General features: G+C 52.0%; 13 protein-coding genes. 3 read left to right on the top strand and 10 right to left on the bottom strand.

What is annotated here, in order from left to right:
• Nucleotides 1–30: 30 nt before the first annotated feature.
• Nucleotides 31–1,149: a YbdK family carboxylate-amine ligase gene (locus M4I31_RS17015; protein WP_085047564.1), complete on the bottom strand. Its 1,119-nt coding sequence runs from the start codon at nucleotides 1,147–1,149 to the stop codon at nucleotides 31–33.
• A gap of 143 nt (nucleotides 1,150–1,292) precedes the next feature.
• Between M4I31_RS17015 and M4I31_RS17010 the strand changes: the two genes are divergently transcribed.
• A complete protein-coding gene (locus M4I31_RS17010; RefSeq protein ID WP_085047563.1) occupies nucleotides 1,293–1,997 on the top strand; it encodes a GNAT family N-acetyltransferase in 705 nt (234 codons plus the stop codon).
• A 41-nt stretch (nucleotides 1,998–2,038) separates the two neighbouring features.
• Here the strand turns inward: M4I31_RS17010 and M4I31_RS17005 are convergent, their stop codons facing one another.
• From M4I31_RS17005 to M4I31_RS16970, 8 genes are all read right to left on the bottom strand, one after another.
• Complete coding sequence (locus M4I31_RS17005) at nucleotides 2,039–2,824, bottom strand: SDR family oxidoreductase (protein ID WP_085047562.1); 786 nt, start codon at nucleotides 2,822–2,824, stop codon at nucleotides 2,039–2,041.
• A gap of 34 nt (nucleotides 2,825–2,858) precedes the next feature.
• Nucleotides 2,859–3,656 carry an SDR family oxidoreductase gene (locus M4I31_RS17000; RefSeq protein ID WP_085047561.1) on the bottom strand — a complete coding sequence of 266 codons (798 nt, stop codon included), beginning with the start codon at nucleotides 3,654–3,656 and terminating at the stop codon, nucleotides 2,859–2,861.
• 53 nt (nucleotides 3,657–3,709) lie between these two features.
• The gene (locus tag M4I31_RS16995) at nucleotides 3,710–4,777 is read right to left on the bottom strand and encodes an ABC transporter permease (protein ID WP_085047560.1); all 1,068 of its coding nucleotides are present in this window, start codon (nucleotides 4,775–4,777) and stop codon (nucleotides 3,710–3,712) included.
• Between the two features lie 17 nt (nucleotides 4,778–4,794).
• The gene (locus M4I31_RS16990) at nucleotides 4,795–6,339 is read right to left on the bottom strand and encodes a sugar ABC transporter ATP-binding protein (RefSeq protein WP_085047559.1); all 1,545 of its coding nucleotides are present in this window, start codon (nucleotides 6,337–6,339) and stop codon (nucleotides 4,795–4,797) included.
• 1 nt (nucleotide 6,340) lies between these two features.
• The gene (locus M4I31_RS16985; protein WP_085047558.1) at nucleotides 6,341–6,961 is read right to left on the bottom strand and encodes a DUF2291 family protein; all 621 of its coding nucleotides are present in this window, start codon (nucleotides 6,959–6,961) and stop codon (nucleotides 6,341–6,343) included.
• Between the two features lie 43 nt (nucleotides 6,962–7,004).
• Nucleotides 7,005–7,940, bottom strand: coding sequence for a D-ribose ABC transporter substrate-binding protein (locus tag M4I31_RS16980; RefSeq protein WP_085047557.1), 936 nt, complete (start codon nucleotides 7,938–7,940; stop codon nucleotides 7,005–7,007).
• A gap of 126 nt (nucleotides 7,941–8,066) precedes the next feature.
• Entirely contained in the window at nucleotides 8,067–9,587 is a 1,521-nt protein-coding gene (locus M4I31_RS16975) for a glycerol kinase GlpK (protein ID WP_085047556.1), read from the bottom strand.
• Between the two features lie 341 nt (nucleotides 9,588–9,928).
• Nucleotides 9,929–10,879, bottom strand: coding sequence for a sugar-binding transcriptional regulator (locus M4I31_RS16970; protein ID WP_085047555.1), 951 nt, complete (start codon nucleotides 10,877–10,879; stop codon nucleotides 9,929–9,931).
• Between the two features lie 360 nt (nucleotides 10,880–11,239).
• Here M4I31_RS16970 and M4I31_RS16965 point away from each other — a divergent pair, with 360 nt between their 5' ends.
• Together M4I31_RS16965 and M4I31_RS16960 are read left to right on the top strand one after the other, a co-directional pair.
• The gene (locus M4I31_RS16965; RefSeq protein WP_085047554.1) at nucleotides 11,240–12,070 is read left to right on the top strand and encodes a transketolase; all 831 of its coding nucleotides are present in this window, start codon (nucleotides 11,240–11,242) and stop codon (nucleotides 12,068–12,070) included.
• Nucleotides 12,063–12,998, top strand: coding sequence for a transketolase family protein (locus M4I31_RS16960; RefSeq protein WP_085047553.1), 936 nt, complete (start codon nucleotides 12,063–12,065; stop codon nucleotides 12,996–12,998). Before M4I31_RS16965 ends, M4I31_RS16960 begins: the two co-directional genes overlap by 8 nt.
• Before the next feature lie 3 nt (nucleotides 12,999–13,001).
• On the opposite strand, the gene entD is transcribed toward M4I31_RS16960, so the two are convergent.
• Nucleotides 13,002–13,625: an enterobactin synthase subunit EntD gene (gene entD / locus M4I31_RS16955; protein WP_085047764.1), complete on the bottom strand. Its 624-nt coding sequence runs from the start codon at nucleotides 13,623–13,625 to the stop codon at nucleotides 13,002–13,004.
• Between the last annotated feature and the right edge of the window lie 20 nt (nucleotides 13,626–13,645).

Raw genomic sequence — 13,645 nt, 5'->3', positions numbered from 1 at the left:
GGATCTCAGCGGGCAACGCAAACCCCACGCCTAAAGCCCTGCCCAAATCTCACAGTGTTTTTTCACCAGACCACTCAACGATCCGCCTTCCGCCACGAAATCACGCATATTCTGTGCTTCATCATGACCATGTTTAACCTGCAGGCGTAAGGCTTCAATCGCGCTGGTCGCCCCCACTTTCTCCGCAGAGGCAGCGACATTCTCCAGCAGTCGTAGCGTGTCATCCTCCAGGCGATGCCCATCGCCCGTATTCACGTCGGTGACGATTCCCGCCATACCAAAACGGCAGGCCTGAAAACGGTTGAATTTATACAGTAAATAATCACGCTCCTGGTGTTTGAATGGACGTTTGGTGAGTAGCCAGTGGGCGGTGGACTGAATCAGTCCCGCCATATTGACCGCGTGTTTAAGGGTCAGCGGAGTGTCCATTACCCGAACCTCAACCGTACCGAAGTGCGGGCTGGGGCGGATATCCCAGTGCAAATCTTTAATGCTATCAATCATGCTGGTGTAAGCCAGCCGGCGAAATAGTCCCGTAAATTCCTGCCAGTTATTTACCCATGGCATCGGACCGTTATCGGGAAAGCCGGAGAATATATTCAGGCGCGCGCAGGCAAATTGCGTGTCGGATGTCTGCATGTAAGGCGAGGCGGCAGAGAGCGCAATAAAATGAGGAACAAATCGCGACAGCCCGTGCAGGAGGTAAATTGCATCATCACCGTTGGCGCAGCCAACATGGACGTGCTGACCGAAAACGGTCGCCTGCTGAATAAGATAACCAAAATTTTCCAGGTTACGTCGATAGCGTTCGTCATCGCAGACTTCCTGACGTTGCCATTTTTGAAATGGGTGCGTACCACCGCCGCAGATGGCGAGGTGATGCTCTGCCGCAACCCGCATGATTATCTGCTGCATGGCCGACAATTCAGCATCAGCCTGGTCGATATTGCGACAAACCCCGGTTGCCATCTCCAGCATACTTTCGGTGATATCGTGCTTCACTTCCCCGGCGGTAAGCTGTGGCTTAATGGCGTCAATCAGCCGGGAAGAATCCTGGCTCAGGTCGTAACCTGGGGGATTAACCACCTGCATTTCCAGTTCAATGCCTAGCGTAAAAGGGTCGGAAACATGAAAATCGGGTAGTGACATAGGGTTCTCTTCAGCGTTGATTTTAATTAAGTATAGAAGGACTGCTGGTTTTCTGTTTTGCGTAAGAAATCACCGGGTGACGCTTTGAAGGTGAAATGGCAGGTGCTATAACTATTTTTTGCTTCGCACCAGGGGTTGAATCCGTGCCGGAAATAAATCTTTATGGACAGACAGTCGGCGATGTTGTGCCGGACTGGAAGGGGGCCGCCGTGCTGCCACGGGAAGAGCTTGTTGGACAGTATTGCCGTTTGGTTCCTCTGGATGCCGACAGCCATGCCGCCGACCTGTTTGATGCCTATGCGCAGGCACCCGACGATCGCGACTGGACCTGGCTTGCAAGCTCCCGCCCAACGAGCGTTGAAGCCGCGGCTTGCTGGATCGCGGCAAAATCCACTGACGCCTCTCTGGTTCCCTATGCGGTAATTGAACAGCGTTCCGGGCGTGCCGTTGGCCTGGTGTGCTTTATGGCGATCGAACGGGAGCATGGCTCGGTCGAAATTGGTCATGTGACCTGGTCGCCGCGCATGAAAAATACGGTACTCGGCACCGAAAGCGTCTGGCTGCTGCTGCGTCAGGCGTTTGCGTCAGGCTATCGGCGCGTGGAGTGGAAATGCGATTCGTTGAACACGGCGTCGCGACGGGCGGCAGAGCGTCTGGGGTTTATCTTCGAAGGGCGTTTTCGCCAGAAGATCGTGCGTAAGGGGCGCAACCGCGACAGCGACTGGTTATCAATGATTGACAGCGAATGGCCGCAGCGCGATGCCGCATTGCAGCGTTGGCTGGCTGCCGACAACTTTGATGAACATGGGCGGCAACGAAAAACATTGGCGGCATGTCGTGGCGAGTAAATAAACGCCCGCAGTTAAAAACGCTGCGGGCGACTGACTGTTTACCAGCAGATGAATCCACCGTCGACAACCAGGTCTACACCAGTGCAAAATGAGGCCGCATCGCTGGCAAGAAATAGTGCCGGACCGGCCATCTCTTCTACTTTCGCCATGCGCTGAATCGGCGTCTGGCTTTCAAACTCTCGCGTCTGATGAACCATCTCCGGGCGAGTGTTCATCGGTGTGGCAGTATATCCCGGGCTGATGGAGTTCACGCGGATCCCTTTTTCAATCCACTCCATCGCCAGACTTTTTGAAAGATGAATCACCCCCGCTTTAGCGCTATTGTAATGGGCCTGTTCGAGGCCACGGTTGACAATAATCCCGGACATGGAGGCGATGTTAATAATCGAGCCGCCGCCGGACTCCAGCATCAGCTCCGCCTCAGCTTTACAGGAGTTCCACACGCCGGTGAGGTTAATATCGATAACGCGTTGCCACTGCTCGCTTTCCATTTCCAGCGCCGGGTTGGCGTTGGCAATGCCTGCGGCGTTCACCGCGATATCCAGGCGACCAAAACGTTCCTTCGCCAGGGCTACGGCGGCGCGCAAGTCGCTAAGCTGACGGACATCACCCGTATAGAGTGCCGCCTGGCCGCCGATCGTCGCGATATTATTAACGGTCTCTTTTAGACCACCGTCTTCGCGCAGATCAAAGCACACCACGCGCGCGCCAGCGCTGGCAAGCGCGTATGCGATGGTCTGTCCAATGCCGCTGCCCGCACCAGTGACAAAAGCGACACGTCCCTCAAGGTTAAACAGTTGCTGAGCAAAATCTTTTGCGATCATAGTGATGACTCTCTTCGCGAACACCCTGCGGGTGTTATGACATAATCAGGCCGCCATCGATGTTGATGGTTTGTCCGGTAAGGTAACGCGCATCGTCAGATGCAAGGAAAGCGACCAGCCCGGCGACATCCTCAGGTTTACCCGCGCGTTTCATTGGGATGCCTTTAACCCATTCAGCCATCAGCTCACCCTTGCCATAGCGTTTATCCTCAGTGCTGAGGATCTCACCCCATACTCGGTCGTTGTAATCCCACATTTCGCTTTCGATAATCCCCGGGCAGAAGGCGTTGACGGTGATATTCCATGGAGCCAGCTCATGCGCCAGGCTTTGCGTGATACCAATTACGCCCATCTTGCTGGCGGCGTAATGTGGGGTATAGATGAAACCCTGGCGACCCTGACCCGAGGAGGTATTAATCAGACAGCCATGTTGTTGTTTAACCATATATTTCGCCGCTTCCCGGCAGCAGAGCCACACGCCGGTGGTATTTACAGCGAGGACTTTTTCGAAATCAGCTTTCGGCATACGGTCGAAATAGTCGATAGTGATGACGCCCGCATTCTGAACGGAAACATCAATGGTGCCAAAGCGTGCTGCGGCCTGCTCGTACAGAGATTGCACCTTTAGCTCATCGGTCACATCCACCTGTAATGACAAAATATCTGCCTGATAGCGCTGACGAAGTTGCTCCGCCGTTTCGTGGACGCGCTCGGCATTAGACACCATCACCAGATTTGCGCCGTCGCGGGCGAAACGTTCGGCGATACCTGCGCCAATCCCACGACAAGCACCGGTGATAACAATCGTCTTACCATGAAAATCACGTTGCATATTTTTATCCCCTGTATAGGCCGGACAAAGCATGCCCGGCGGAATGTTGCTGCTTAACTGGATACGGTATTTACTGAGGGTGCTGCCGCCAACTTTTCTTCATGGCGACGCATCAGAATGACTTTGTTCTGCAGCTTTTGCTGGAACTGATCGACGATCACCGCGGTGACGATAACTACTCCTTTGATGACCATTTGCCAGAAGTCGCTGACGCCCATCATCACCATGCCATCAGCGAGGAAGACAATGACGAAAGCACCGATAATGGAGCCGGAGACGCGTCCGCGCCCGCCTGCCAGCGCGGTTCCGCCCAGCACGGTTGCGCCGATGGCATCCATCTCAAACATATTGCCGGTCATCGGGTGGGCGGTTTGCAGTTGCGAGGCGACAATCAGCCCAACAAAGGCGGCACATAGCCCGGAAAAGGCGTACACAAAGATTTTCGCTTTTACGATAGGCACCCCGGCCAGGCGTGCGGCGGATTCGTTGCCTCCAATCGCGTAGATATAGCGGCCAAGCGGCGTTTTGGTAGTTACCCAGTAGCCCAGCAACAGGAAAGCGATCATCAACCAGATGGGCAGATAAATCCCCAATAGCGTGCCTGAACCCAACGTGGCAAAACCGGTATTGCCGAGAGCATCCATGCCGTTGAGATTTGGATAAGTGCTGCCGTCGTTAAACAGAAGAGCAGATCCCCTGGCAACGTACATCATGCCGAGCGTACAGATAAACGGCGCCACTCCGAAACGCGTGATGACGGCGCCGTTAATGAAACCAACGATAATCCCGAAGACGGCGACACAGAGAATGACCTCTGGCACGTTGAAGAAGATGATGTTCCCGCCCCAGATGGGCAGACCATTGGTGAGCAAGGCGCCCGCAACCATACCGCAGATACCCGCCACCGCGCCGACGGATAGATCGATGCCGCCCGTCAGTATCACCAGCGTCATACCAATTGCCAGTAACCCCGTTATGGCGACGTGTTGAGTCATGATCAGCAGGTTAGATGTGGTCAGGAAATTCGGTACCATCACGCTGAAGAATGCGATCACCAGCAGCAGCGCGATAAACGTTCTGGCCTTCAGCAGGTACATATAAATCATATATTTCTGGTTCATGATGGATTCCAGCCTGATTAATCTTGAGGTGTAGAAGCCGCGATTAACGTCTCGCGGGTGACTGCATGGCGGGGAACATCGGCGGTGATTCGGCCATCGGCCATTACCAGAATGCGGTCCGCCAGCGCCATCACTTCGTCCAGCTCTGATGAAGAGAACATCACAGCCAATCCTTGCTGCGCCATTTTGCCGATAAGGTGATACACATCGGTTTTGGCTCCTACATCAATGCCTCGGGTGGGTTCATCCAGGAAGACCACCTGCGGTTGCGTCATTAATGCTTTACCCAGCACCACTTTTTGCTGATTACCACCGCTTAAGGAGGTGATAGGCAATTCGGGATCGCTCACTTTGATGGCCAGTTGCTGGATCATCGCCTTCACACTGGCCTGCTCTTTATGCGGGTTTAGCCATTTCCAGGCCCGACGAAAGCCTTGCAGGCTGAAATCAGACAGCGTCATGTTGGACTGAATCGACATCATCTGCACAACGCCTTCGCCCTGTCTGTCTTCCGGCACCAGCGCCAGCCCTTTTTTGAGGCGTGACTGAAAATGGGCTTTATCAATGCATTCGCCATTGAGCTGTACGCTGCCGCTCTGACAGGGCATGAGTCCGACCAGACCTTTGAACAATTCCGTCCGTCCTGCTCCCAGCAGGCCATAAATCCCGATGACTTCACCTTTGCTGAGACTAAACGTCACATCATTTAGCTTATAACCGCCGCTTGGGTGAAGCGCGGTAAGTCCCTGTACGGCTAGCACCGTTTCACCTTGTGGGGCGGGTTGATAATCAAAATGTTTTTTCTTGTCACCTACCATCTGTTCAATGATCCACGGAATACTGGCATCATTCACCGGGCGTTCACTGATAAAACGGCCATCGCGGAAAATCGTAATGTAATCACCAATTTCCATCAGCTCTTCCAGACGGTGAGATATATAGATGATGGTGACGCCGCGCCGTTTGAGTTGCTCTATTACGTTAAACAGCACCTTGACTTCGGACTGACTAAGCGCGGAAGTGGGTTCATCCATAATCAAAACGCGGGTATCTTTGGAAAGTGCGCGGGCAATCTCGACCAGTTGCTGATGGCCGATCCCAAGCTCTTCCAACGGTGTATACGGATCAACGTCCAGCTCCAGCCTTTCCAGCAAAGATTTCGCCAGTGCGTATTGATATTTTTCGTTGATTTTCCCTTTCTGAAAGAATTCGTTAGCCATGAAAATGTTATCCATGACATTCATATTCGGGAATAAATTCAACTCCTGAAAAATAATGCTGATACCCAGTTTTTCGGCCTGATGAGTCGAATTTAATACGACTGGCGTACCATCCAGAATAATTTTTCCGGAAGAGGGGCTTTCGACACCAGCAAGCATTTTCATCATGGTGGACTTACCCGCACCATTTTCTCCGATCAGTACGTTTACTTTATTCCGATAAACCCGGTAGTTGACGTTATCTAATGCTACTACGCCAGGATAGATACGTGATAAATCGTGGGTTTCGATAATAACTTCAGATTCGACGGATTGAGGAGCGACGATATCTTGCTGCTGCATGTTAATGTCCTCCCGCAGATTCTATTTTTGCTGGTGTAATATCTGGAATAGATTGTGGTATATCCCACCCAGAAAAAACGCCATAAACGTGCACTGCTTCTCCGGTTTTAAGCTGTGCTGACTGGATCATCTTTATTGCTTGTTCGTTAATCGCCCGACCATATTCGCCAAACAATACCTGGTCATTGAAATCACCATAACTCGCGCCTTTAAAGGCATCGCGTAATTGCGTACCGCGCAGCGTGGGGCCTATCTGCACAATGATGTTGTTCCCGCTTTTATCTGCGATGGTCATTTTCCCACTGCGAGAGGCGGTGTCGAGTTTGCTAATTGTTCCCTCCACATGGATGTAAAAGATGCAGGGATTCTCTTCCTGAGAGCGGTAGCCGAGGTTTTTACAGGCGCTATCGAAATCTTTCTCAGAGTGTAACGCCGCCATTAACTCTGCGGCCGGGCGAGCCTGCCCTACAATTTGCGGGACAATTTGGTTTTGCCACGTTTGGTCTATATTGGCCATATGTGGATTCGGTGGTGACTTGAGGTCCGCTAGCTCCTGCTGAGAGACGATACGGCATCCGCCCACGGTCAGCACGGCCAGCGCCAGCCAGGCTTTTTTAGACATAATATTCTCCTCTGCGCCTCCTGAGAGGCGCAACAACTCGAGATCAGGACTTGATATTGAAATCCTGTACTTTATCTGCGTTATCTTTAGTGATGAGAATGCCGCGGAACATGACGCGTTGTTTTTCAGGCTTTATGCCTTTTTGCAGGTAGTTATCCAGATCGGTAACCCCTTGCGCGGCGATAGCCTGTGCCTGGAGCATGACGGTTGCCTGTAGAGTGCCGGCTTTCACCGCATCGCGCTCATCGTTGCTGCCGTCGATACCAACCACGACCACGTCGCTGCGGTTTGCCGCTTTTAATGCCGCAATAGCGCCCAGTGCTACAGGCCCATTACCGCAGATAATACCCTTCACATCCGGGTGAGCCTGCAGGATGCTGTCCATAATACGTTTGCCGTCGATAAGCGTACCTTTGGCATCCTGTTTGGCGACACTGACCATGTCCGGGAACTGGTCAATAACCTGGTGGAAGGATTTGGAACGCGTGACGCAGTTATTATCGGCGAGATTACAGGTCAGCTCCGCATATTTGCCTTTTTCACCCATTTTTTCGACAAAAACGTTGGCAACTTCAGAACCTGCCTGGAAGTTATTATGTGTGATTTGCACCAGCGCAACATCATCGACTGGAATTTCACGGTTGATCAATATTACAGGAATTCCAGCCTTTTTCGCTTTTTCAATTGCAGCGACGCTGGCCGTTGAATCGGCATTATCCAGCACGATACCCTGGACTTTTTTACCGATTGCCGTATCAATTAATTCATTCTGTTTTTTGACATCTTCGCTGTGCGACAAAATTGTGGTTTTGTAGCCTAACTCCTGGGCTTTTTCACTGGCGCCTTTGGCTTCAGAAGCGTAATAAGGGTTATCCAGTGAATTAACCATAATCATAATTGTCCCTTTTTCCGCGGCATGAGCGGTAAAAGATAAAGCGGTCAGGGTTGCAGCAGTTAACAGCGTTAAACGTAATTTCATGACAATGTTCTCTCTGTGTTGTTATTGTCGGGTACGGTGAAACAACGTAAAGCCTGAATTCTTTTATGGTCCGGAGTTCTCCTTTATAGGTGGTAAAAATCGTCACGCGTTTTCCCTGGTGAGGCGTCAGGCGGACGGGGCCGGTTTCCATAATGTTCTGTTCACCGCATGGCGCCATTCCTGCCATCTTTTTTGCAGTCGCTGATGGCGCGCCATGTCGGGTTGAAATGTACTGTGTACGGTTAGAAAAGCTTTTAAATCAGTTAGCGAACCTGGATAAAGGGCTTTACGCGCCAATAATGCCGCGCCGATGGCGGAAAGTTCCGCTACATCGCTGCGCATTACCGGGTAACCCAACAGGTCTGCCTGATATTGCATTAGCCAGTCATTTTTAGTGGGGCCGCCATCAACCATTAGTGCGGATAACTTGAATTCATTGTGCTGCTGCATGGCAATCATAACATCGGCGATTTGGTAGGTAATCGACTCAAGCGCAGCGCGAATAAGGTGTGCACGTTTTACTCCCCGGCTGAGTCCGCAGATGACGCCACGGGCGCTGTCATCCCACCATGGCGCGCCAAGTCCGGTCAACGCCGGAACAAAATAAACGCCGAGGGTTGAATCAACGGAGGCGGGTAGGGTATTGAGTTCATGCGTCAGTTCGTCATCCGAAAGCTCGCTCAGACCGGTGCTATCTGCCATCCATGCCACCGCATCCCCGGTGTGCGGGATATTGCCTTCCAGGCCATAAATGATGCTATCGCCATCGTGCCAGGCGATGGTCGTGGCCAGCGCGCCAATATCGCATTGGGCTGATTTGACCGGCGCCATCACCGATGACCCGGTGCCGTATGTCGCTTTAACGCATCCCATTTCGCCGAGAGCATGACCAAACAGGGCGGCATGCGAGTCACCCACCACTGACATCACCGGGATCCCATCTGGAATGCCATTCAGGCCACGGGTATGACCAAACAAGCCGCTGGAAGGTTTGATTTCCGGTAAGGCGGCGCGCGGAATGTGGAAAAGCGCCAGCATGGCGTCATCCCACTCTCCGGTATGCAGATTCAACAACTGTGTGCGGGCGGCGTTGGAGTAGTCGCAGCAGAAAGCCTCACCGGCGGTTAAATTCCACAGTAACCAGCTGTCGATGGTACCCAAGCAAATTTGTCCCTGGGCAGCGAGCTGTGGGCCATCGGTCACTGATTCCAGTAGCCAGCGCATTTTAGACGCCGAGAAAAGCGGTGCGATTGGCAGGCCGGTGGTAGATTTGATCAGTTGCTCTTTATTCTCATGCCGCAGTTCCTCGCAGTAAGCCGCGCTGCGCGTGCATTGCCAGGTAATTGCGGAATTCAACGGCTTACCTGTCTGGCGATACCAGCCAATGGCGGTTTCACGTTGATTACTGATGGCCAGCGCCGCCACGTTGTTAGCGCCAACGTGATTTACAGCTTTGGCAATGACGTCAATGGATGCCTCAATCAACACCTCGCCAGATTGTTCAACCCAGCCTTCACGCGGCGTCTGAATCGCCAGCGGCTGAGAAAACTTTGCGACCACATTGCCCTGTGCATCAAGTGCGACCGCTTTGGCGTTGGTCGTGCCTTCATCCAGCGCAATAATGAACTCTTTTTTCGCTGCACACATAGATTATCTCCTGAGTCACATTGCGTCCCGGCTTAGAGGATAAGGTATCCCTCATTGTCGCGTCATTACTTCATCAGGCCTGCTGTGACGTCATCCTTTTAATTATTGAATATATATTCGGTATTGATTATTTATTTAATACCTTAGCCAGAATATTTCCGTTGGGCTACCGAAAAAATCATCAATTGTGCTGAGAATCACACTTACACAGGTGGGACAGTAACAAAAAGGATACGAAAGTAAGAGGAGGTGAAACCTTTCAGTTTATTGAAATATATATGTTTTTTGAGTAGCCTTTGCCTCCGGTTTCTTTCGTGCAAAGGCTATAAGAGGTTGCGGAATTAGCCTGTGACCAGCATCCGGGCGGTAGGGTAGTCAGTAATTAGTACGTCGATATAGCCCCCATTTAGCGCCCCTTTAATGGCGGCAACTTTGTCTGTACCACCCGCCAGCGCCACGACATTGGGGCATTTTTTTACCTTGTCGAGGGCCATACCAATCACTGGATCTTCGTCATCCTGTAAGACCGGCTGGCCCTTGTTATCGTAGTAATGCAGGCAAATGTCACCGACTGCGCCGCGATCGGCCAGGACCTGCAACATATCTTCGTGGTAGTAGTTGCCCGAGGTTTTCAGCAACTGCGATGGTTCGAGGATCCCGACGCCAACAATGGCGATATCGACATTATCAAAGCGTGAAATGACATCGGCGACATCTTTGCTGGCAACCAGACGGTTTTTCTCTTCAACCGAGCCTTCAATACTCTGCGAGGGAAGCAGCCAGGCCTCGCAGTTCAGATGTTGCGCCAGCGTCTGCGTCAGAATTGTTGCCTGCACGTTGCCGTTGGGACCCACGCCGCCCAACAATTGAATCACCCCGCCGGCTTTCAGGTTTTGCGTATGGACTTCATCCACCATCGCCCGGATTGTTGAGCTCCATGAGGAAACCCCCACAAGATCTTTAGGGCGCAATCGGGTTTCCAGATAGTGGGCTGCAGCAGAGCCAATGGCGCGTTTGATGGTATGGTCGCTGGCATCCTCTTCGGTATCAACCACAATGGCCTGCTTAATTCCGTAACGTTCCTCGATGCCTTTTTCAAGATTCAGGAAGATATTCGAGGGCTGAACGACGCTGATTTTCACTACCCCTTCTTTCTGACAGCGGGTGATAGCGCGGGAGATAAACGACTGAGAAAGCGAGAGAAGTTGAGCGATATCGGACTGTTTGCGTCCTTCAAGGTAGTAAAGGGTAGCGATTTTAACCAATAGCCGTTGTTCGTCCTGCTTAGCCATATATTTCCTCGAAAATCATTTACGTATCGCCATATCTTAGAGCGTTTTATCATACGCGAAAAATGAAGACAGGTAAGTGTGATAAAGCTCTAACTTTAACCAATCCTCAAAAACAGCTATGGACAAATACGAAAATCTGGTTACATAATTGAATAAAGAGTCATTCTTGAATATATATTCAAGATGATTGCCGGTCAACTGATTATTATCAGCGCCAGCGTGGTCGTGGTAAGGAGGCAGAATGTTCCTGAGTATGATGCAGCGGCGTAAGCCTAATGATGCTAAACATGGGGATGTCTGGTTTTTTTAGTCCCAGCAGGAATAAATATTCCATATTGAAAATAAATTCAGAGGTGTTAAATGAATCCCTGGAACTATGATATCCAGACTCTTGAGCGTAAAGCGCGAGCCGTGCGCCGTCACATCGTCAGATTAAATGCCAACAGCCCTGCGGGCGGGCACACTGGCGCAGATCTCTCCCAGGTTGAGGTGCTGACCGCGCTCTATTTTCGAATATTAAATGTGGGGCCTGATCGCATCACGGATGAGAATCGGGACATCTACATTCAATCCAAAGGCCATGCGGTGGGCTGTTATTACTGTGTTCTGGCGGAAGCGGGCTTTTTCCCCGTGGAGTGGCTGGAAACCTACCAGCATGCCAATTCCCATCTTCCTGGACATCCGGTTCGCCAGAAAACGCCGGGTATCGAATTGAATACCGGTGCGCTGGGTCACGGTTTGCCTGTTGCGGTGGGGCTGGCGCTGGCTGCGAAAAAAAACAACAGTTCCCGCCGCATCTTTTTAATTACCGGCGATGGCGAACTTGCCGAAGGGAGTAACTGGGAGGCGGCGCTGGCTGCGGCGCATTATGGTCTCGACAACCTGGTCATTATTAATGACAAGAACAACCTTCAATTAGCCGGACCGACTCGCGAAATCATGAATACCGATCCGCTCGCCGCGAAATGGCAAGCGTTTGGTATGACGGTGACTGAATGCCAGGGGAATGATATGGCGTCGGTTGTCGCTACCCTGGAAGGACTGAAGCAGGAAGGTAAACCTAACGTCATCATTGCCAATACCACGAAAGGCGCGGGTATATCGTTTATCCAGGGGCGTCCTGAATGGCACCATCGTGTGCCCAAAGGTGAAGAGATCGAACTGGCACTGGAGGAATTGAAAGATGAGTAATACAGAACACCTCGCGAACGTCATGGTTCAGGCGTTTATCGATGCAGTAGAAAATGGTGTTGATCTGGTGCCTGTTGTCGCGGACTCAACATCAACCGCGAAAATTGCGCCTTTTATAAAGCAGTTTCCAGGTCGGTTGGTCAACGTAGGTATCGCCGAACAAAGCATGGTTGGAACGGCGGCAGGACTAGCCCTCGGCGGTAAAGTGGCTGTCACCTGTAACGCCGCGCCATTCCTTATCTCCCGCGCCAATGAGCAAATTAAAGTCGATGTTTGCTACAACAATACCAACGTGAAGTTATTCGGTCTCAATGCCGGTGCCAGCTATGGCCCGCTAGCGAGCACTCACCATTCGATCGATGATATTGCCATTATGCGAGGCTTCGGCAACATCCAGATTTTCGCCCCGTCTTCGCCGCGGGAGTGCCGCCAGATTATCGATTACGCGCTTGGCTATCAGGGACCAGTTTATATCCGTCTTGACGGAAAAGCGCTGCCGGAGCTTCATGACGAGAATTACCGTTTTGTCCCAGGAGCGGTGTTGACGCTGCGTGAAGGGGGGGCTGTGGCGCTGATGGCGACCGGTTCTACAGTTCATGAAATTGTCGATGCCGCCGCGCTGTTGGCTGACGTGGGAATTCAGGCGAAGGTGGTCAGTGTGCCTTCAATTCGCCCCTGCGATACCAAAGCCCTGTTATCTGCGTTACAAGGCTGTAAAGCGGTGATTACCGTGGAAGAGCATAATATTAATGGCGGGTTGGGAAGCCTGGTGGCCGAAGTGCTGGCAGAGGCCGGAATGGGGGCAATTTTGAAGCGTTTAGGCATCCAGGATGGGGAGTTCGCGGCGGCGGCTGATCGTGGCTGGTTACGCCAGTACCATGGCTTTGACGCCGCAGCCATCGCTGCTCTGGTCCGTGAACTGCTTTGAATTCTATACTGTTGCCAGTGTGATTACAGCGTTGTCCGAAAAACGCCATTGCACACGATACGTTTGGTGGTGTGCGCGGAGGATCATCTGGTTATGCTGTAACACCACGATTTGATATTGCGTAAACCCGGCGTCTGCTTGTCTTGATGCCTGGGTTGCTTTAAAAGCGCTCTCTTTGGCGGAAAACGCCAGGGTGAGCGCCTGTTCAATAGACAAGCAGCCGTTTGCCAACAATTCTTTCTCAGCATGAGTGACAATGCTACTTGCCAGTTCGGCTGCCGTTTTCGGCGTAAAAATGGCTTCTATGTCAATACCCACCGGCTGTCTTGATACCACCGCCAGCGCTGTCGATGCACTGTGGCTGATGCTGCCAAACAGATTTTGCGGCCACAATGGTTGGCGTTGCCTGCCGATGCCGGGCACAGTTTTGATACCGTATTCACGTAATGCATGTACTGCGGCAATACGTCCTGCTAAGTGCTCTGCTTTACGCTTACGTCCACTGGACAGGAGCTGAGCGTGGTGGGGCAGCCAGAGCAGGTCCTGCTCATGGAAGCTGGCGGGATCGAACTCGACAATGTGCAGCGTGTGGTCTGCGAAAGTGAGCGGTGTGTGCGTGGTGTGCATCATGGTTATGCTTTCCCTCT

It is taken from the genome of Citrobacter sp. XT1-2-2, from assembly GCF_023516235.1.
In the GTDB taxonomy this organism is placed as follows: domain Bacteria; phylum Pseudomonadota; class Gammaproteobacteria; order Enterobacterales; family Enterobacteriaceae; genus Citrobacter; species Citrobacter werkmanii.
This window is presented reverse-complemented; position numbering and strand designations above follow the sequence as displayed.